At 54.1% G+C, this 17652-nt stretch carries 19 protein-coding genes and 1 tRNA gene; 8 read left to right on the top strand and 12 right to left on the bottom strand.

Features of this window, described 5'->3' with window-relative positions; translation table 11 throughout:
• Nucleotides 1–27 precede the first annotated feature (27 nt).
• The 4 genes from ACODTO_RS23850 (at nucleotide 28) to ACODTO_RS23835 (ending at nucleotide 3234) form a co-directional block, all read left to right on the top strand.
• Nucleotides 28–984, top strand: a complete 957-nt coding sequence (locus ACODTO_RS23850; RefSeq protein ID WP_489107150.1) for a tyrosine-type recombinase/integrase — start codon at nucleotides 28–30, stop codon at nucleotides 982–984.
• Nucleotides 985–1629: 645 nt separating this feature from the next.
• A complete protein-coding gene (locus ACODTO_RS23845) occupies nucleotides 1630–1953 on the top strand; it encodes a hypothetical protein (protein ID WP_489107149.1) in 324 nt (107 codons plus the stop codon).
• A 198-nt stretch (nucleotides 1954–2151) separates the two neighbouring features.
• Nucleotides 2152–2385 (top strand): hypothetical protein, encoded by a 234-nt coding sequence (locus ACODTO_RS23840; RefSeq protein ID WP_489107148.1) that lies wholly within the window; start codon nucleotides 2152–2154, stop codon nucleotides 2383–2385.
• 207 nt (nucleotides 2386–2592) lie between these two features.
• Entirely contained in the window at nucleotides 2593–3234 is a 642-nt protein-coding gene (locus ACODTO_RS23835) for a replication/maintenance protein RepL (protein ID WP_489107147.1), read from the top strand.
• A 700-nt stretch (nucleotides 3235–3934) separates the two neighbouring features.
• Here the strand turns inward: ACODTO_RS23835 and ACODTO_RS23830 are convergent.
• The 3 genes from ACODTO_RS23830 to ACODTO_RS23820 all read right to left on the bottom strand — a co-directional run bounded on the left by ACODTO_RS23830 (nucleotide 3935) and on the right by ACODTO_RS23820 (nucleotide 5167).
• Complete coding sequence (locus ACODTO_RS23830; protein ID WP_489107146.1) at nucleotides 3935–4075, bottom strand: hypothetical protein; 141 nt, start codon at nucleotides 4073–4075, stop codon at nucleotides 3935–3937.
• Between the two features lie 289 nt (nucleotides 4076–4364).
• The gene (locus tag ACODTO_RS23825) at nucleotides 4365–4571 is read right to left on the bottom strand and encodes an SHOCT domain-containing protein (protein ID WP_489107161.1); all 207 of its coding nucleotides are present in this window, start codon (nucleotides 4569–4571) and stop codon (nucleotides 4365–4367) included.
• 257 nt (nucleotides 4572–4828) lie between these two features.
• On the bottom strand, nucleotides 4829–5167 hold the full coding sequence (locus tag ACODTO_RS23820; protein ID WP_489107145.1) for a hypothetical protein: 339 nt from the start codon (nucleotides 5165–5167) through the stop codon (nucleotides 4829–4831).
• Nucleotides 5168–5363: 196 nt separating this feature from the next.
• Between ACODTO_RS23820 and ACODTO_RS23815 the strand changes: the two genes are divergently transcribed.
• Entirely contained in the window at nucleotides 5364–5990 is a 627-nt protein-coding gene (locus ACODTO_RS23815; RefSeq protein WP_489107144.1) for a recombinase family protein, read from the top strand.
• Nucleotides 5991–6192: 202 nt separating this feature from the next.
• On the opposite strand, the gene ACODTO_RS23810 is transcribed toward ACODTO_RS23815, so the two are convergent.
• A complete protein-coding gene (locus ACODTO_RS23810; RefSeq protein ID WP_489107143.1) occupies nucleotides 6193–6933 on the bottom strand; it encodes a hypothetical protein in 741 nt (246 codons plus the stop codon).
• A 74-nt stretch (nucleotides 6934–7007) separates the two neighbouring features.
• On the bottom strand, nucleotides 7008–7430 hold the full coding sequence (locus ACODTO_RS23805; protein WP_489107142.1) for a hypothetical protein: 423 nt from the start codon (nucleotides 7428–7430) through the stop codon (nucleotides 7008–7010).
• 396 nt (nucleotides 7431–7826) lie between these two features.
• Between ACODTO_RS23805 and ACODTO_RS23800 the strand changes: the two genes are divergently transcribed.
• Complete coding sequence (locus ACODTO_RS23800) at nucleotides 7827–8525, top strand: hypothetical protein (protein ID WP_489107141.1); 699 nt, start codon at nucleotides 7827–7829, stop codon at nucleotides 8523–8525.
• A gap of 65 nt (nucleotides 8526–8590) precedes the next feature.
• Here ACODTO_RS23800 and ACODTO_RS23795 read toward each other — a convergent pair whose 3' ends face one another.
• From ACODTO_RS23795 to ACODTO_RS23780, 4 genes are all read right to left on the bottom strand, one after another.
• Complete coding sequence (locus ACODTO_RS23795) at nucleotides 8591–9172, bottom strand: DUF4326 domain-containing protein (protein ID WP_489107140.1); 582 nt, start codon at nucleotides 9170–9172, stop codon at nucleotides 8591–8593.
• Nucleotides 9169–9612 (bottom strand): DUF488 domain-containing protein, encoded by a 444-nt coding sequence (locus ACODTO_RS23790; RefSeq protein WP_314694063.1) that lies wholly within the window; start codon nucleotides 9610–9612, stop codon nucleotides 9169–9171. The genes ACODTO_RS23795 and ACODTO_RS23790 overlap by 4 nt, the downstream gene beginning before the upstream one ends.
• Before the next feature lie 15 nt (nucleotides 9613–9627).
• Nucleotides 9628–10287, bottom strand: coding sequence for a dual OB domain-containing protein (locus tag ACODTO_RS23785; protein ID WP_489107139.1), 660 nt, complete (start codon nucleotides 10285–10287; stop codon nucleotides 9628–9630).
• A 327-nt stretch (nucleotides 10288–10614) separates the two neighbouring features.
• Nucleotides 10615–10691: transfer RNA gene (locus ACODTO_RS23780), tRNA-Val, on the bottom strand.
• 184 nt (nucleotides 10692–10875) lie between these two features.
• On the opposite strand from ACODTO_RS23780, the gene ACODTO_RS23775 reads away from it, so the two are divergent.
• Nucleotides 10876–12159 (top strand): NAD(P)/FAD-dependent oxidoreductase, encoded by a 1284-nt coding sequence (locus tag ACODTO_RS23775; RefSeq protein WP_489107138.1) that lies wholly within the window; start codon nucleotides 10876–10878, stop codon nucleotides 12157–12159.
• Nucleotides 12160–12198: 39 nt separating this feature from the next.
• Here ACODTO_RS23775 and ACODTO_RS23770 read toward each other — a convergent pair whose 3' ends face one another.
• Together ACODTO_RS23770 and ACODTO_RS23765 are read right to left on the bottom strand one after the other, a co-directional pair.
• A complete protein-coding gene (locus ACODTO_RS23770; RefSeq protein ID WP_489107137.1) occupies nucleotides 12199–13062 on the bottom strand; it encodes a PhzF family phenazine biosynthesis protein in 864 nt (287 codons plus the stop codon).
• Between the two features lie 45 nt (nucleotides 13063–13107).
• Nucleotides 13108–13737, bottom strand: a complete 630-nt coding sequence (locus tag ACODTO_RS23765; protein WP_175385655.1) for a LysE family translocator — start codon at nucleotides 13735–13737, stop codon at nucleotides 13108–13110.
• 149 nt (nucleotides 13738–13886) lie between these two features.
• Here ACODTO_RS23765 and ACODTO_RS23760 point away from each other — a divergent pair, with 149 nt between their 5' ends.
• Nucleotides 13887–15245, top strand: coding sequence for an aminotransferase-like domain-containing protein (locus ACODTO_RS23760; RefSeq protein WP_489107136.1), 1359 nt, complete (start codon nucleotides 13887–13889; stop codon nucleotides 15243–15245).
• A 24-nt stretch (nucleotides 15246–15269) separates the two neighbouring features.
• Here the strand turns inward: ACODTO_RS23760 and ACODTO_RS23755 are convergent, their stop codons facing one another.
• Nucleotides 15270–17318 carry a 2Fe-2S iron-sulfur cluster-binding protein gene (locus ACODTO_RS23755; RefSeq protein ID WP_489107135.1) on the bottom strand — a complete coding sequence of 683 codons (2049 nt, stop codon included), beginning with the start codon at nucleotides 17316–17318 and terminating at the stop codon, nucleotides 15270–15272.
• Nucleotides 17319–17652 lie beyond the last annotated feature (334 nt).

The following is a 17652-nucleotide window of genomic DNA, read 5'->3' as shown; positions in this document are numbered from 1 at the left end:
GCCCATTCACATTATGAGGCGTTAAAAATGGCCAATTTCCGCTTACTTCCGTCCGGCAACTGGAATGCTCAGGTACGGATAAAGGGTAAATCTCCCCAGTCGAAAACCTTCAGCACCAAAGCTGAAGCAGAGTCATGGGCGAACCAGATCGAAGCAGTGACGATGGATCGCAAGCACCACACCATTTATACGTTGGGCATGACGTACTGCGAAACGATGCTCAAGGGCAAAGGCAGCTACGACCACGCACTGAAAGTCGTTGAGCATCTGGGCAGGCATTTCACGCAGCCCATTCACGAAATCACCCCGCAGATGATCAACGACTTCAAAATCATACGATTGAAGAAGGTCAAGCCGTCCACGTGCAGGACGCAACTCGCATTCATGTCGCGGTTCTACCGGTTCGCCAAACGTGGGTTATTGATCGACATTCATAACCCTGTGAGTGATATCGCACTACCAAAGCCAGACCGGTCTTCTGACAAAGTGATCCGTGCGAGTGAGCTTGAGCGGCTGCTGGAGAAACTCTCACCAACCATGAAGCTCATTGTTGAACTGGCATACGAGACTGCCATGCGGCGATCTGAAATTCTGAAACTGACGAGAGACTGCCTTCACCTCAAAGAACGCATTGCTGATGTAATCGATGGAAAGAACGGCACTCGGTCAGTTCCCCTCACCCACCGAGCCGTTGAGATTCTTGAACTCGCCCAACTGTGGGCCACCGTGGAACGCCACCCACTCGGCATGATCTTCACTGTCACTCCCCACGCCGTAACTCAGGCAGTGCGTCTGGCACGTGTTAAGGCAGGCTTGGACAGTAGCGTCAGACTGCACCAGCTCAGGCATACCAGAATCACAAACGTCGCCAAGAAGGGATTCAACAACGCACAGATCATGATCGTATCGGGCCACAGGGACACTCGATCTGTTGCACGGTATTCACACCTGAACGTCAAGGACGTTCTGCACCTTATTGATTGACCAACCGGATAGGCTGCCAGCCTCGATTAACTGAAGGGTTGGCGGCCTCGAAAACTCGTCAGAAACCAACGGTAAACCCGAGCATAACCTGCACTGGATTCGTCATGTTCTGAGGAACAACTGTCGTTCTGCCCAGTGTTTACGGGCTTACATGCCTGTCTTGGCTAAGCAGGAGGCGTTCCCCATCGATGGAAACCGGTTTTGTGCTTATTGAAGCTATTGGAGGTGTGTGGGGATGGGAGTGTTTAGATGCCAAAGTGCGTTTCAGAGTTATCACCCAGCGTCAACTAGTCCTTGACATAAAGTGTCAAGCTGCGTAGAATGACGACATCAGACAAACATGCCGACTACATCCCGCACCCATACAGTGTCAGATGATCGGTATTGTGCTGTCTATATATTGGCTAACCACCACTGACGGTTAAAGCAACACCGAGAGACTAATGATGAATCAGCCACAAATGATCCAACTCAAAAAAGAGGCCAAGCACCGACGCTAACAGAGTTCACTACTTCTTTGAAGATAGAACGATGACGACGATGCCGACCTTGAGTCGGTTTTTTTATGCCTCAGATTTACCAAACCAATCAGGCACACCCCGAGAGGACTACGCCTATTAATTGATCTAAATAAGGAGAAATAAAATGCAAGTATTTAATATCGCTACACCCGAAGTGAAAACCACCGCCGAGCTGATCGCCTATTTCCGCACCAATGGCTATCACGATATAGCCGACAACCATCTCATTGAAAGTGGCTCATTGGAGCTCCGCTCTGATCAAAATTATCACCACTCAGATGAGCCCCCTTCCGCCTCCGAAATGCAAAAAGAGTTTGCATTCATCCGCCGACATATGGTCGCCTTAAAGACTCATCCCGAGACGGTCACGCCAGAACGCTCAGATGCTGTTATTCGAGCTCTTTATGCTCTGGCATACGATGCCTTGGAACAACTGGCTGATCGCTAGAAATTCCCAGTGAAAGCCTATCGACTTTAGTTGTCGAGTCGTTCAGGCACGCTTGAAGTAATAAAACATTAGAACGCTGATCATCCTAGCGGAGTACTCCGCTGGGTGTGATTCGTCATACCCCGGCAATAACGCCAACGGCACAACCAATACTTAGAGGTGAACGCCAACCAAAAACAACACAAGGAGAAATATAGAATGTCGAACTACATCATAATAGATAAAGCATCAAACCTGATCGTTAAGGTGATTTGTTCAAGCATCAACCTAAGGATGATTGCAAAGTATCGAATGGTACGTGTGTCCGATGCCATTTTGGCAAAGTACTATAAGCGGGCCAGGTTGAAGTCCCGAAACGGCACACTGGTAGACGCCGGGGAGTTAGCGAGCATCAGCCCTGCGTTTTTTGAACTATTACAGCTTCGCAGCTAACGCCACTGTTTACTGACGCAAACCCATGTAAAAAAGCCTACCCCTACCTACCCTATGGGCTGGGTGTTTTTACATGGGTTTCAGCCAGTGGATACGGGGGGTGTAATGGCCAAAATCAGGCAAAGCACACCCTCAAAAATATTGAAATTAATGAATCGGCAATACCGAGGTAACGCCTATGAAATAAACTTGAACAGGAGAGCCATTATGAGCAACACGTCCCCAGCTATCACCTCGAAAAACCTGATCACCGTTGACGGCCTTGTAGTAGACAAGCTCACGGGAGAAATTCATGGTTACGATGATAAGTCATCGGTCTTTTCCACCCCTGCCGACTACCAGCCGAGTCTTCGCGACTGTCGAAGCGTGGACGACTTTGAACGCTACTTGAAGTTTGTTGATCGACGCAAACTACCTGCACATACCCTGCACCTACTGCATGATGAGGTGGACTATGCCCGTGGTGTGTGGTGTCGCACTGGGATCGATTGTCGTATCACGCTGCCCCGGCAAAGACTGCTGGAAAGACTGCATCAGCTTGTGATGTACCGCAATGTCATCTTCATGACGCAAGCCACTTTGGCAAAGGCGTTAGGCAGTGTCGAGTCAAACCTAATGAAGAAGCTGAAGGTATTGGAACAGGCGAACATGTTGCGTGTGACCACCTCGCGAAATGGCAACATTCGCACGGGTGAAATCAAGCTTGCCATCAACCCTCGACTCGTATTCAGGGGCTTTGACACTACGCGTGAAGCGTACCTTAATGACTGGTACTACCCTGTGGACGGGTTATCTTCAAGACTCGAAGACGCAAATGAGCTGGATCGATGCATCAATATGACTGCGTAGCGAATGCGTAGATTTTTTGAAAAACCTACGAACAAAATTGCCTGTGAGCCACGTAAACCAAGGGGTTTGAGAAAGTCCTATTATATAAAAGAAGTTTCTTCGGCGACTACCGTCGAAGGAACTCTGCGATAAGCGACAGCTTACAGCGTATTGAGCACGATCAAGCGGAGCTTGGAAGCTATAAACCATTAGGACGGAACGTCCACAGTACACACTATACATTCACACCTGCCTGCATCGTCACGATGCTGGATCAGCACACTAATCAATTAATGAAATCAACACACATCAAAGCTTGTAGCTTTTGATCTTGATGTACTGCTTATGCGGAGCATGATGGATGTTCAATGTAAGCCCCGCTTACAGGCTGACTCGACTGACATAGTTAGGGGATGAATGATATATAAATATCATCCCCTCACTTCCAAGACTTACCGCCTTGACATGCAACCAACCAAGCGAAGCTTGAACGGGATACCATTGTTAGCTGTCGCTAACCACTTTGCACTAAAAACAAACCAAGATCAAAGGCAAGAGTTGGATTGGTGTAGAAATGTTATTGGTGCTACTTTCGACCGACAGGTCAGTGGTGATCCACCATTACAGGGTGAACGATTGAAAGCTCATCGCTTTCGGTGCAAACACTCCAGCGGAGCTGGGAGAGTATCTCGCTCAAAGCTCCGCTATACGTGTGCAACAGCTACCGCAAGTAGAAGTAGAGGAACATCACAACCAGAACGACAAAAATCACTCGCCCTTGAAGTACGTCAGCGTTCGCCTTGTCCACCTTGATCTGTTTGTAGGTGTCGGCGTCGCTCAAGCCTTGAGACTTGTAGTGCATGATTTGATTGATCTGTCTGTGGAGCTTTTTTTGTGGGCGTCATTGCTTCGCATCGTGACGCCCCACACGATCAACCATAGACCTCCGGTCAGTACGGTCATAATCACGTGCAGGACATGGCTTGCGCTCGTCTACTGGTTGGTGAGTACAAATAGCTTTTCGTTCATGGTTCATCCTTGCGACATGGCTGGCGGTTTGGGTCGCGATTCTTGGGAAATGAATTTATCCCAAATTCAGATATCTGAAAACCAGATATAGGTTGGAAGGCTTCCCATCACATACCCTGCTTTCATACTTCGTTCAAAACCTGTTGCCGAAGCCTTGCGTGCTCTTCATCGCTAATCAGCCCCTTGTCACGAAGTGAAACGAGTTTAGCAAGCCTGTCCTCTACAGATAATGGGGAACTACTTACGGACACATGAGAAGCTCTGCTTGTAGTAGCACTCTTCCGCTTGATTACAGAGCCAATACCGCAGAGAACTAAACCCGGCAGCATAAATAACAGCACGTTAACCATCAGTCCAAAGACCAGATAACTAGGGGACTCACCTCTTCCCCAAGGCATCTGAATAAGATTGCCAACCCCGATTATCGCCCAGATTCCACCTATGACTTGCAATAATATACCCATCTCATCACCCCTCTAGCTTTTTACAAACAGCAGCCAATATATCGTAGCTACTACACACCGAAAGGAAATTGGTCATATACCCCTCCGCCACTAGTGACACAAACCGGCTACCAAGCAACTTTCTACGCACTAGCGCCAAGGCACATGTCATATACCGATGCTTTAAAAGTTACAATAGTTTTCTGCTGACTCTCTTCCGACTCAAACCTCGGATAGAGATAAGCCATTGTGATAAGTGCCTGGATGATTGACTGGACCTTTTTCACCTCAGCAGGAGCTGCCCCATCAAATTTCGCCGCCCCCGTCAATTCGGCCGTGGTCATTCCTTTTTGGCGTCCCAGCATAACTGCTCCCGCAAGGTTCCCGACTACTTCGCAGTCCGACACCGAACTAGCCTCAGCAGCACCACAAATCGCCAGCACCACAAACTGTAAAATTAAACACCTAGCAATCTTGGCCATAAATCCTCCCAACGAATCTTCAGCGTAGCACTGATAGCGAATAGCCTCATATCAGCCCGCAAAGAGCTATCAAAGGACTCTACTTGTCTGGTAGTGCGATAGCCGTCCGTCATCTTCTATCAGATAACTTTTCCAGATAGCTAACCGATCGAGTTATCATAGGTCTATCGAAAATTACTATAACGGATAGCCCGCCATGAATGCTCACCTGTATCTCCGTGCTTCCACCAAGGACCAAGACGCAAACCGTGCAAGGACTTCTTTGGAGAAGTTCGCCGTAGACAATGGTTTGACGATTGCTGGCACCTATAGCGAGAACATCAGTGGGACCAAGCTGGAACGTCCCGAGTTGCTACGCCTACTGGAGACTGCCAAGCCGGGGGAAATCCTTCTGTGCGAATCCGTAGACCGTTTGAGTCGCCTTTCTCTTGAGGACTGGGAAACCCTCAAGGCCACTATTAAGACCAAGGGTTTGAAGCTGGTGATTGCTGACCTTCCAACCAGTCACCAAATGTTTGATGCCAAGGGTATTACCGGCGAAGTGATGCGAGTCATCAACGATATGCTGATAGAACTCATGTCAACCATGGCTCGCCTAGACCAAGAGAAGCGTGTTGAACGTATCCGTCAGGGGTTGGAGAACAAACGCATTGCGGACCCGGATTGGAAGCCAGCAGGGAAAGGCAAGGACACCGCCAAGTGGGCCAAGGTGAAGGAAACTCTAGCCAAGCACCCAACCATGTCCGCTGATGATATCGCCAAGGTAGCAGGCTGTGGCGTTGCTACGGTGTACAGGATAAAGAAAGAATCGAAAGTGGCGTGACGCTGGTTGCTACACAGATACTCTGATCAAGTCGTCCGGGGCCACGTGCCCCGCCTTATTTTAGAAAAGCTGCGGTTTACAATCGGGCTCATCGCACTTGGTTAAGCACCTCGGGCAAAACCACCAGAATTATTTTCCAAGCTCGAAAGCCACACTCCTATCGAAGTGCACCGTAAATTTTGGCGGCGGGCCAGTTCTGCCGTCAGACTTGACCTTGGCTGCTGAGATATTGAGCTGCCCCGAAGTACGCCGGGCTAATGTCATCTGTATCGACATTGCCGACAATGGAATCAATCAAGTCAACTTCATCACGACCCCAGCTCGCAAATTTGTAAACGATGTACACGGAGTGCATCTCAAGTCGGTGAGATGATCGGTTGTTGACGTAGTTATCCCAATTCGGGCCGCTGAAATAGCTGGGTTGCTGTGTCTCTGGATTGGAAACTGGATCAAGCCTTGATTGAAACCTTGACCGGATTAGCTTCTCCGACGCGCTATAGGTCGTACACATGCTAACGCTGGTGATCTTGTTGGCCAACTCTTTGGCAGTAAGGATTAGTCTTGCTGATTGAAGCCATGCAACTCTATCTCTGTGGACTCGACCATCTTCAGGGTCATTAAGTATCGCAAGGGCTTCCTCAAGACACTGAAGGGCCTGTCTGTAATAGATTTCATCGTCTCTCGTCTCTTTATCCAGCTCAATGGCGGCAAGCTGAGCTTTGATGCCGTCACCCTGCTTTTTGATAGTGACAATCACTGCTACAAAGCCACAGATTGAAACAATCGTAGATAGCACTCCTCCAAAGTAATCTCCGAAGACTCCCCAAGAAGCAGGGTCTTTACTGAATGTGGGACTGTAGAAAGTGTAGGCCCACGGCATGATGACAATCGCCACACTTACAGCAATTGCTGAAAAAATCCCTATGATGAACTTCTTGTCCATTAGCTGTGTTCTCTACTTTGACTGACGCCTGATTTAGATACACTGTTGTATTGGATGTTGGCAGTGTAGCGTTGTCATAGTGATCCTGACATCAGCTTATGAGATTCAACCTTTCCCGAAAGCTCAATCCACCACTCCTCATCGAATTGCTTCAATGCCCCACCCACAAAGATTATGTCTGTGTTGAAAGACTTAATGTCACGCGGACTGGCTTCTGTGTCCTTAGCCAAACACATCACCAAATAGCAGGGAGCACCGCCACGAATCATTTCAACGTGGGTTTTTCGCTCGTTGTACCCGAAGTTGCTGCTGTCGCCGCCATACTTCTCTAGATGCGTTAACTGGACATACCGAACGCCATCTTGGGTCTGACACCGATCCTGCCACACTCGCAGGAACACAGCTCCGTCATCCCGCACAGCTCCCCAAGACTGCCTCATCATGCGCAGTGGAGCCTTCAGGGCAGAGAAGAACTGTGTGATAGACCTTTCGCTCATTCCCCATCTCCATCGCTAGCCGCTGTGCCGGTCATTTGTCGTGCTTGAAGCTCTGGCAGATCACGTCTAAGTCATCCCAAGGCGTGCAGTGCTGCCCGCCATGACCACAACCCGGAAGGTGGTCAAAAGCCTTTATCCGTTCAGCCTCAGGCTGCTGGGACTAGCATGACTTGCAGGACACGCCACCGCCCGCAGGTCGCCAGCGTGTATTCCAAGTAATCAAATCTTCGTTTGCAGTCATGACGTTATCCGGTTATCTGCCTCCATCATATCCGAGTAGATGCCACCGCAATATCTTCGTTCATTGCCGCTTTGGCGTGTGCGAGATGTGCCCCATCAACCGTGCCGACTCCCTTCAGGCTAAACTGGATCACTACCACGCAAAAGGAAGTGAACATGAGTGACGCATGGAACCTGGAGGCGCTGAGGGCACAGGTCAAGATTCGCCAGCCTGACACAAGCAAAAGGCTTGTTCAGATCATCAATTCGCTTGGTCGATCAAGGGATATCTTCGAGTACCACAAGTGCCTCGCCCGCGATGCCTTCACCGCATTCAACGCCGAAAACGATCCTCACGGAATAAAGTTTGCAGAGCGAATATTCGGGTGTGATGACGATGACGGAGTCGTTCGTGAAGCGGGCTTAGTCAGTGAAGCCAACCTAATTGCCTGCATCGCAATTACTCGCAACTCGTATGACAGCTTTGGGCAGTTGCTGAATGGCCTTGTGGTGCCAGTACCGTTCACAGGCGTTTTCTACATCCACAATGTCAAAGATACTCTCCCAGCTGGAGAGCTTAAAGATCGCCTGAATGACGCCCTCACGTCAAAGTGGTTTGGATACACACACGCCTTCATGAACATGGTCAAGCATCATCAGTTGATTGTTCATAATGCGTCGATTTCATTCATAGATGATAACAGGGGCGGCAAGGTCGAGGGCTTTAGGCACAAGAAGAAAGACTACCCGGCGTGCTGGGTTCGAGAGGCGCTTGAGGGAACCGTAGAGCTTCAGAATTCGTTAGGTAACTGCGGTGTAATGCTGAATCGCCTCTACCTCGGAGAAAACTCTAAAGAAACTGGGATTAGTATGTAGAACCGGCTTAACGATTGATGCAAATCACTACAGCGGGGCTAGACACTGAAAGTTAGCCGTCGGGACTACTTTCCGTCATCCCAAGAGTTGAGATATGCGGCAATGACATCGCCATGGCACGCTGCAGGTTTACAATGGCAGGCAATCACCTTGCCCCGAACGATATCAAGGTTTTTCTCAAAATCGGTGGATGCCTTAAGCATTCCGTTCTCAAAGTCATATTTGAACTTTCGGATGACTTCATCTCTGTCGCCGTCCACCCCCATCTGATATGGATTTCCCCAGATGGTTCCTCTGCCGATGTATACCTCGTATTTGTCGCCTCGGTCCTTGTTCACTACTACTGTCAAGTCCAAAACGATAGTACGGTATGGTATACCGAGATCAAAAACCTGTTGCTTCATCGTGAAATAGGAATCACGATCTTCGAAGAAGACTGCGTGTGTCGACTCACTTATCGCAAGTTCTGCCCTATCAAAAAACTGTGCGATGAATCCATGTGCCTCGCAGAACTTTGAAATATATCCATTCACATCTTCATTGTACGCAACGCGAAACTCCCGACTTTCAAGAATGCGACTAAGCTTTCTTTCGAACTTGGCGTAGCAGAGAAACTCTGCTGGATATACGACGAAGACCGTTTTCACGTTAGATGCTTCACTTCAAATTTCAGATTCGGCCACTGTGACTGCAAGTACTCAACTACCAATCTTCTGTGGCATTGATGAGGCAGATGCTCGCTGCACAACAAGCATGTCCCGTCCAATGATTCTGGTGTCAGAATTTTTTCGATTTTCCTTTTTGCCATAAGTTCCATAAATTGATCAGCATATTTGTCCCAAGTGATCTCTTTCTGCTGATATGGTTTCAACATTTGTTTGGTGGGTGCGAGATCAGGCTCGTGCCTGTAGTCGACATTGCAGATTTCCGAAAGAAAATATTTCAAATCTTCTTTCTTTGCAAACCCCGCCAACTGGGAAACGTTGTTGAGCCTAACATCAATCAGCTGCCTGCAATGCGAAAGCTGGATAAGAGAAAAAAAGGTTTCAGCCTTCTTTTCGGTAAATCCAATAGTGGATATTTTCATTTTGCCCTCGCCAACTCAAAATACTGCGGCAATAAGTTTGTACGCGTAGCCTTCAAAGGCTTCGCCTAAGCTTATTGTTAGGTAGTCGGTGCTAATATCATATGTGCCCGCCTTATCGAAATGCTGCTCAAACTTCGGATCAGTGATCTTCAGTTTATACTTCACGCCATTGTAGACGAATTCGCCCCGAACCTTGCGCTTTTCGTCAATGAACTCGACGTGCGTAATGAGTTTGGTAACGGGAATCAGGTAAAGTGAGTCATCTTGTTGGGGCAGTTTCGCTACAGACACTCGGTCATTCAGTCCTTTGGATGAGGCTAAGCATGTATTCGTCCAAAGACTGGCGGGCGTATCAACTAACTTAGCCAGAATCTCCTTGGGCTGCTTCTCTTTTCCCGCAAGCTTCCAGCGGCTGGGTTGCAAGATCAGATGATTTTCTGATTGGAATCCACCTGTTTCTTGCCCTGTGAACTCTGCCGTAACGTAGTCCAAAACCACAGCACTGTACCCGTCAGGGTATTTGCGTTGTTCATTGGTGATCGCCGAATGATCTCCCGGCGTAACCGGTCTGATCCAGCCTCCGAATGTGCCGTTGACCAGCTCCTTTCCGGCGACACAGCGACCATCTGGTTTGCGAGAACAAGCCAGACAGATGAACGTCTTCGAATATGACATGGGGGAACCCTCCTTGGAATGGTGGCAAATAGACTTCACTTGTACCCTCGAAAGGGTCACAACATCAAGCAGTCAATGAGTCAGAAATGCGAGAAATAGCCGCCATCACATCACAGGCCCACCAAGACCTCTCGACAACACAACGCCCCATTCCCCTCCTGCGACATATAGAAAAATCACAGCTCAGAACAGGTCTTGTAGGCGCTCACATTGCCCAGTGTGAACGAACCCTATAATTTGTGAACGTTCTGAAGAAATCCAAGACAACAAAAAAGGGCCCACCTTTCGGTGAGCCCTTCTAGACCGCCCAGCAGAGCGGATTTTGTTTGGTAGGCGCGATTGGACTCGAACCAACGACCCCCACCATGTCAAGGTGGTGCTCTAACCAACTGAGCTACGTGCCTGCTGTGAGGCGGCATTCTACGGAATTCCGAAGGGGTGTCAACACCTTTTTTTCACCTAACCCTATGAATATGCAAAATATTTAATTTCCCCCACGGGATGGAGATTTTGGGGGTGGCTGGCGGCCGATTTTTATCTCGGGTAGGATCTGTGCACTCGTAAAAAATATAAAACAGAGGTTGCAGAATGGCGAACACACCTTATCCAGCGTCCTATTACGCCGCGTCGGCCAATCCGGTGCCGCCCCGCCCGGCCCTGCAGGATGACATCGAGACTGATGTGTGCGTGATCGGTGCAGGCTATACCGGTCTGTCCTCTGCCCTGTTTTTGCTGGAGAACGGCTTCAAGGTCACGATTCTCGAGGCCGCCAAGGTGGGGTTTGGCGCTTCGGGGCGCAATGGCGGGCAGATCGTCAACAGCTATAGCCGCGACATCGATGTGATCGAGCGCAGTGTCGGCCCGCAGCAGGCGCAGTTGCTGGGCAAGATGGCGTTCGAGGGTGGGCGGATCATTCGGGAGCGGGTGGCGAAGTATCAGATTCAGTGCGACTTGAAGGACGGCGGTGTATTCGCCGCCCTCACCGCTAAGCAGATGGGCCATCTGGAGTCGCAGAAGCGTTTGTGGGAGCGCTTCGGCCATACCCAGCTGGAGCTGCTGGATCAGCGGCGTATCCGCGAGATAGTGGCGTGCGATCAATATGTCGGCGGCATGCTGGACATGAGCGGCGGACATATCCATCCGCTCAATCTGGCACTGGGTGAGGCGGCGGCTGTGGAATCCCTGGGTGGGGTGATTTATGAGCAGTCACCCGCGGTGCGCATCGAGCGCGGTGCCAGCCCGGTGGTGCACACGCCACAGGGCAAGGTCAGGGCCAAGTTCATTATCGTGGCCGGCAATGCCTACCTGGGCAATCTGGTGCCGGAGCTGGCGGCCAAGTCCATGCCTTGCGGCACGCAGGTGATCACGACCGCGCCGCTGGGTGACGAGTTGGCCCATAGTCTCTTGCCCCAGGATTATTGCGTCGAGGACTGCAACTACCTGCTCGACTACTACCGGTTGACGGGCGACAAGCGCCTGATCTTCGGCGGTGGTGTGGTGTATGGCGCGAGGGATCCGGCGAACATCGAAGCGATCATCCGGCCGAAGATGCTCAAGGCGTTCCCGCAGCTCAAGGATGTGAAGATCGATTACGCCTGGACCGGAAATTTCCTGCTGACATTGTCGCGTCTTCCGCAGGTCGGACGCCTGGGGGACAACATCTACTATTCCCAGGGCTGCAGCGGCCATGGCGTGACCTATACGCATCTGGCAGGCAAGGTATTGGCCGAAGCGCTGCGTGGCCAGGCCGAGCGTTTCGATGCGTTTGCCGACCTGCCCCACTACCCGTTCCCCGGCGGTCAGCTACTGCGCACGCCCTTCGCGGCGCTGGGCGCGTGGTATTACGGGTTGCGGGACAAGCTGGGTGTGTGAAATCCGCACTCGACGGCTCCATGTGATGGAGGGGGCCGCTCAATCAAGGGGCTGACGTTCAAAAAGCCCCTGTAACCGCCCCTCCACCTGAGTGCGCGTTTCGCCGCCAATCCAGACTTGGCCGGTGTCATCGCGCCGCACATGGATGCGCCCCTTGCGACCGAGACAGGTGCCTTGGGCTGCAACATAGGCCTGCTCAGCCAGGCCAGCCTCGAACAACCACTGCGCCAGCGAGGCATTCAGGCTGCCCGTGACCGGGTCTTCGACGGTGGCGCCCAAATGATTGCTGAAAAAGGCGCGCACTTCGAAAGCCGTGTCACCGCTGGCATGCGGCCCAATCACGCCGATGTCGACGTTACGCGGCCAGTTGGGTGCCGGTTGCAGGGCCAGGACTTGCTCGGCCGACGCCAATCGGATGCCCAGCCATCCAGGGCCATTGTCGACCCAGGCCGCCTCGACGACGTCGCACGGATCTATCCGCAGAAATTGCACCGCCTCGTTCAACTCCTCCCTGGATGGAGTGCCAGAGCGAATCAACGCAGGAGCGGCAAAGCAAAGCCGGCCTCGATCACGACGAATGGCCACGAGCCCCACGCCACACTCCTGGACTATGTGCGCCTCATTCATGGGTTTGTGGCCAGTCGAAAGCCAGGCATGGCAGCTTCCCAATGTCGGGTGCCCGGCGAACGGCAACTCCCGGTCCAGCGAAAAAATCCTGACCCGATAGTCGGCGTCCGGGTGCGTCGGCGATAGCACAAAGGTCGTTTCCGACAGGTTGAACCAGCGGGCCAGACGTTGCATCTCATCCGTTTCCAGCGCATCGGCGCCCATGATCACGGCCAGCGGGTTGCCGGAGAACGACTCGGCGCCGAACACGTCAACGATTTGAATCACAGGGTCCAAAACATTCTCCTTCGTTTTTCCTGGCGACTTCAAAACACCGGAACATCAGTGGGACGACACGAGAAGCTTCAATCCCGCGAGCGCAAACAGCGCAGAGAACAGCCCCTGAATCCAGCGCCGCAGCCGAGTGTAGCCGGCGATCATCCCAGCCGTCGAAAACGCGATGGCGTAGCCGCCGAAGATGATGACGCCGAGCAAGGCGCATCCGCCGATGATCGCGGGCAAGGTACCGACTGGCGCGTCTTCGCGGAGCCCGAGCGACATGATGGCCATCCAGGACATGATGGCCTTGGGATTGCCGATGTGCATGACCACACCCTGGCGGTACAGAGGCAGATAACGCCGAGCCTCCCGCCCGACAACCGCACCGGCGCTCTCGTGTGTCGATGCCATGGCCGCCTTGCCCGCGCGCATCGCCAGGTAGAGCAAATAGACCCCGCCCACCACCTTGATGACGAAAAGCGCCTGTGCACACGCCGCCAACAAGGCGGAGATCCCCGTCGCCGCCAGGAACGCCCAAAAGAGCGAGCCGGTCATGACGCCGGAGGCCAGGACCAAGGCGTGGGAGCGCCCGTCACGCATCGCCACGCCCATGATCGCCATATTGCTCGGGCCCGGGCTGGCGGCGGCAAGGATGTAGCTGCCAAAGGCAAGCATGATCGGATGATCGATCATCGGGATGTCCTCAAGAGGCGTCCGAGACGCGCGGCGTTTCCGTCGTTCCGAATAATTGAACCGTTGTCCGCAAGTACCATAATGCGCGTGACACTTCATGACTATTGAAATAGTGTCACGCGACACTATTCATTCACCGGTTACCCACAATGCGCCTTCAATCGCCCTGGACACCCCGCCTTGCGGACATCGAAGCGAACGCATCAGAACGCCTGGTGTGCGCCTTGGCCGACGACATCGTTGAAGGTCGATTGAAAAGTGGCGACCGCCTCCCCGCCCATCGGCAGCTCGCGTGGCAACTGGGGATCGGCCTGGGTACGGTGACGAAAGCCTATGCCGCCCTGGAACGACGGGGCCTGGTACGCAGCGTCAAGGGTCGGGCAACGTTCGTGGCCATCCTGCAGGCACACGGACAGCGACTGATCGATTTTTCGTCCAACGTGCCGCCCGCCATGTTGACGAGCCGCCTCCTGGCGCGGACCCTGACCGGCATCGCTCGCAAGATCGACGCCGACCATCTCAATCTCTATTCACCACCCGCCGGACACCTGGAACATCGTCGCCTGCTGGCCCGCTGGCTTGAAACCCTCGGCATCGTGGTCGAACCGTCCCACCTGGTACTGACAGGCAATGCCCGCCAGGCCATTTCCCTGGCTTTCGACCTCGCCTGCGGCCCCCACGGGGTGATCCTGACGGAGCGCCTCACGTATCCCGGCGCGATTGCCCTGGCCCGGCGCAAAGGCTATCGGATGCAAGGGGTCGAGATCGACGTACAAGGCATGTTGCCGGAGGCGCTCGCCCAGGCCCTCGGTCATCTCGCAGCAACCCGCAACAAAGTGGTCTATCTCACCCCCACGCTTCACAACCCCACCACGGCGACGATGGGTGCGGCGCGCCGGCAGGCGATCGTCGAGGTCTGTCGACAGGCGGGCGCCTGGATCATCGAGGATGGTGTCTATGCGCTGGGATCTGCGCCAGAGCCTGCCCTCGCGACACTGGCGCCCGAGAGGGTGTTGCACGTCAACGGCCTGTCCAAATCCCTCGGCCCCGGATTGAGGATCGGCATGCTCACGCTGCCCGCTGAGTTGCATGGCGCTGCGCAGGAACACCTGCAGGATATTCCCCTGGGCCCGTCGCCGTTGTCCTGCGCCGTGGTGGAAGACTGGTTGTCCAGCGGCGTGGTCGCCTCCATCCAGCAGGACTTGCGGCATGAAGCGCGGCGCAGGATCGGCCTCGCCGCCGAATTGCTCGGCGAGGCCGAATGCGTCTCGCACCCGGACGCTTATCACATCTGGCTGCCGATGCCCCGTGACGCCGCGGAACGCTTCACCAAGGCGGCAGCCCAGGCGGGCATCAGGGTGACGGCACCAGAATCGCTGATGGTGGATCGCGATGAACCGGTGACCGGCATTCGCCTGTGCCTTGGGGGCCCGTCCTTCGAGGAATTGACCCAGGGGCTGACCCGCCTGTCGAACCTGCTGAAGCACGGGCCGGACGCGCCCGCTTGAACCAGGGACAGCCTCCAAACGCCTTCAGACATCCAGCACCAACGTCTCACTCCCCTGCGCCGGCACAGCACAGCAGATCAGCACCTCATCCGCCTCCAATCGTTGCGCCGGCGTATTGAGGTAATGCACCTGGCCACTGCTCAGCCGGGTCTTGCAGGTACCGCACGAGCCTCCGCGGCAACTGAACTCCGGATTCAGGCCCCGCGCTTCCGCCAGTTCGAGCAACGTCCCGGTGCCAGGCTCCCAGCGCGCTTCCTTGCCCGAGGTGGCGAACAGGACTTTCACCGGTTCATCGGCCATGGGCACTTGTTCCGCCGCAGGCACGCTGACTTCAATGTCACGGACCAGCGTTGACGGGCCGAAGGTTTCGGCATGAATGCGATCATCGGGAATGCGCAATGTGCGCAGCCCATCGTACAGCGCCTGGGTAAAACTCCCCGGCCCGCAGAGGTAGTAGTCGTAGTCATTCAGCGGGAGCAAGGTCTTGAGCAGTTCGACATCGATGCGGCCGGCCATGTCGTAACTGTCGGCTGAACCGTCGACGGGCGGCTGACTGACCACACGCAGGACCTTGATCTTGTCCCCCGCACGGGCCACCAACTCGTCGACTTCATCACGAAAGGCCAGGTCGGCCACTGAACGGCTGCTTTGTATCAGCCATGTCGGCCGCATGCGATTGATGCGTTTCCCTTGATAGACCACTTCGCGCAACATCGACAGCAGCGGCGTAATACCAACGCCCGCGGCCAGCAGCACCAATGGACGCCGCTCGGAGGCCTGGACCGTGAAATCCCCTTGGGGCGCCCGGACGTCGATCTGGTCCCCGACTTGAACCCGATCATGCAAATGCGAAGACACCGAGCCGTCGCGTTTGACGCTGATGCGCAAGAATTCATCCGACGGAGAACTGGAAACACTGTAGGTGCGGATGGCCGGTGCCTGCTGCCCTTCCAAGCGAACCCGCACGGGCAGGTGCTGCCCCGGTTCAAATCCGGGCAAGCCAGCGCCATCACTGGCCTGTAGATAGAACGAGCGGATGCTGCGGCTCTCATCCACGATGCGAACAACCTGCATCGAACGCCAGTGACTGCGCAGTGCTTCGGCCTGCAAGCGCTCGGTCGCCTGCTCCCAACTGCCCGTCATCATCGAGTTGGGTGAGGCGCCCTCGGCCGTGTCCGTCCAACGCAACGAGATCGCGGCCTGACGGTAAACAATACGCTGCGGCTTGAAGCGCCACAGCCGCTCGGCGCCCTGGAACGCGGCAATTTCTGGGCTGTCCAGCAGTACCTCGGCTGAACCGCTCATTTGCAGCAGGTCACCGCTCTGGAAGTCGATGAACACCAGCCCCGCCCGGGGGTTCAGCAGGATGTTGCCCAGGGTGTTGAAGAACAGATTCCCGGAGAAATCCGGAATGGTCAGCGTCCCGTCTTCTTCCATTCGCACAAAACCGGGTTTGCCGCCGCGATGCGAGGCATCGACCTGGTTCTGGCCATCGCGCACGACGTAGGTCGCGACATAGAACGAGTCGGCCGCAGTGACCATGCGCCGTACCTGTGGGTCCGCGCTGGTCAACTCAAGCACGGAGCCCGCTGTCTCGTCGACGAAGGCGTACTGGCGCAGATTGATGTAGCGCGGGCAATTGCCGTAGGCCTGGGTCACGGCGATTTCAATACCCTCATCCGACTGATGCAGTACGTTGCCATTCATGCGGTTGCGTCGACGGGTATGCAACTCGATGCCGAGCATGCCGATGGCATCGCCCGGCTTCATGCCGTCCTGGGCAGGGTCATCGGGCTGCGGCGGGAGGCTGATGTGCAGGCGTTCCGGCGTGGGAGAATGCATGAAGCCAGGTTGGCCCGTGCGTATCGTGGCCCATACATCGCCTTGCCGATCCACAGCCCCCAGCACCACGAAGGGTAACTGGGCATAGAACTCGCGATGCTGGTCCGGCATCCACGACCGGGCCAATTGCCGCTGGCCGACACCCACCATCATGTCGACCGCACCGACGGCGCGCTGCAAGGTCAACTCGCCTTCATGCCAGGGCGATTGAGGTATTGATACTTTATCCATTCGGTGTCACCTCGCGCATGCAGCGTCAACTGGCGCCAGCGGCTACAGTCAGGGTTCTCTCACCCCTGCGGAGGTGAGCGTGAGCGCTCATATTCCCCCCGATGCACCTGTGATGGAATGCGCACAAACCACAATCCACTCTTTCAGAAACTGGAATGGTCAGGCTTAAATGGCAGAAACAAAAAACCCCGGTCTTTCGACCAGGGTCTTTGCTATCGATCAGAAGAGGCGTTTCGGCTTTCTTCCTGGCTTCAAGGCGTTCAGTGGGCCTCGAAGCAGATATGGCGCAGCGGACGGGACTCGAACCCGCGACCCCCGGCGTGACAGGCCGGTA

Source organism: Pseudomonas sp. FG13, from assembly GCF_057809755.1.
Note: the sequence above shows the minus strand (reverse complement) of the source record. Positions and strands in the feature narration are given on the sequence as shown.

What these genes read in the sequence shown, in the direction of transcription:
- ACODTO_RS23850 (WP_489107150.1), top strand. Translation starts at nt 28, where the DNA reads ATGGCCAATTTCCGCTTACTTCCGTCCGGCAACTGGAATGCTCAGGTA.
- ACODTO_RS23845 (WP_489107149.1), top strand. Translation starts at nt 1,630, where the DNA reads ATGCAAGTATTTAATATCGCTACACCCGAAGTGAAAACCACCGCCGAG.
- ACODTO_RS23840 (WP_489107148.1), top strand. Translation starts at nt 2,152, where the DNA reads ATGTCGAACTACATCATAATAGATAAAGCATCAAACCTGATCGTTAAG.
- ACODTO_RS23835 (WP_489107147.1), top strand. Translation starts at nt 2,593, where the DNA reads ATGAGCAACACGTCCCCAGCTATCACCTCGAAAAACCTGATCACCGTT.
- ACODTO_RS23830 (WP_489107146.1), bottom strand. Translation starts at nt 4,075, where the DNA reads ATGCACTACAAGTCTCAAGGCTTGAGCGACGCCGACACCTACAAACAG.
- ACODTO_RS23825 (WP_489107161.1), bottom strand. Translation starts at nt 4,571, where the DNA reads ATGCTGCCGGGTTTAGTTCTCTGCGGTATTGGCTCTGTAATCAAGCGG.
- ACODTO_RS23820 (WP_489107145.1), bottom strand. Translation starts at nt 5,167, where the DNA reads ATGGCCAAGATTGCTAGGTGTTTAATTTTACAGTTTGTGGTGCTGGCG.
- ACODTO_RS23815 (WP_489107144.1), top strand. Translation starts at nt 5,364, where the DNA reads ATGAATGCTCACCTGTATCTCCGTGCTTCCACCAAGGACCAAGACGCA.
- ACODTO_RS23810 (WP_489107143.1), bottom strand. Translation starts at nt 6,933, where the DNA reads ATGGACAAGAAGTTCATCATAGGGATTTTTTCAGCAATTGCTGTAAGT.
- ACODTO_RS23805 (WP_489107142.1), bottom strand. Translation starts at nt 7,430, where the DNA reads ATGAGCGAAAGGTCTATCACACAGTTCTTCTCTGCCCTGAAGGCTCCA.
- ACODTO_RS23800 (WP_489107141.1), top strand. Translation starts at nt 7,827, where the DNA reads ATGAGTGACGCATGGAACCTGGAGGCGCTGAGGGCACAGGTCAAGATT.
- ACODTO_RS23790 (WP_314694063.1), bottom strand. Translation starts at nt 9,612, where the DNA reads ATGAAAATATCCACTATTGGATTTACCGAAAAGAAGGCTGAAACCTTT.
- ACODTO_RS23785 (WP_489107139.1), bottom strand. Translation starts at nt 10,287, where the DNA reads ATGTCATATTCGAAGACGTTCATCTGTCTGGCTTGTTCTCGCAAACCA.
- ACODTO_RS23775 (WP_489107138.1), top strand. Translation starts at nt 10,876, where the DNA reads ATGGCGAACACACCTTATCCAGCGTCCTATTACGCCGCGTCGGCCAAT.
- ACODTO_RS23765 (WP_175385655.1), bottom strand. Translation starts at nt 13,737, where the DNA reads ATGATCGATCATCCGATCATGCTTGCCTTTGGCAGCTACATCCTTGCC.
- ACODTO_RS23760 (WP_489107136.1), top strand. Translation starts at nt 13,887, where the DNA reads ATGCGCCTTCAATCGCCCTGGACACCCCGCCTTGCGGACATCGAAGCG.
- ACODTO_RS23755 (WP_489107135.1), bottom strand. Translation starts at nt 17,318, where the DNA reads ATGGATAAAGTATCAATACCTCAATCGCCCTGGCATGAAGGCGAGTTG.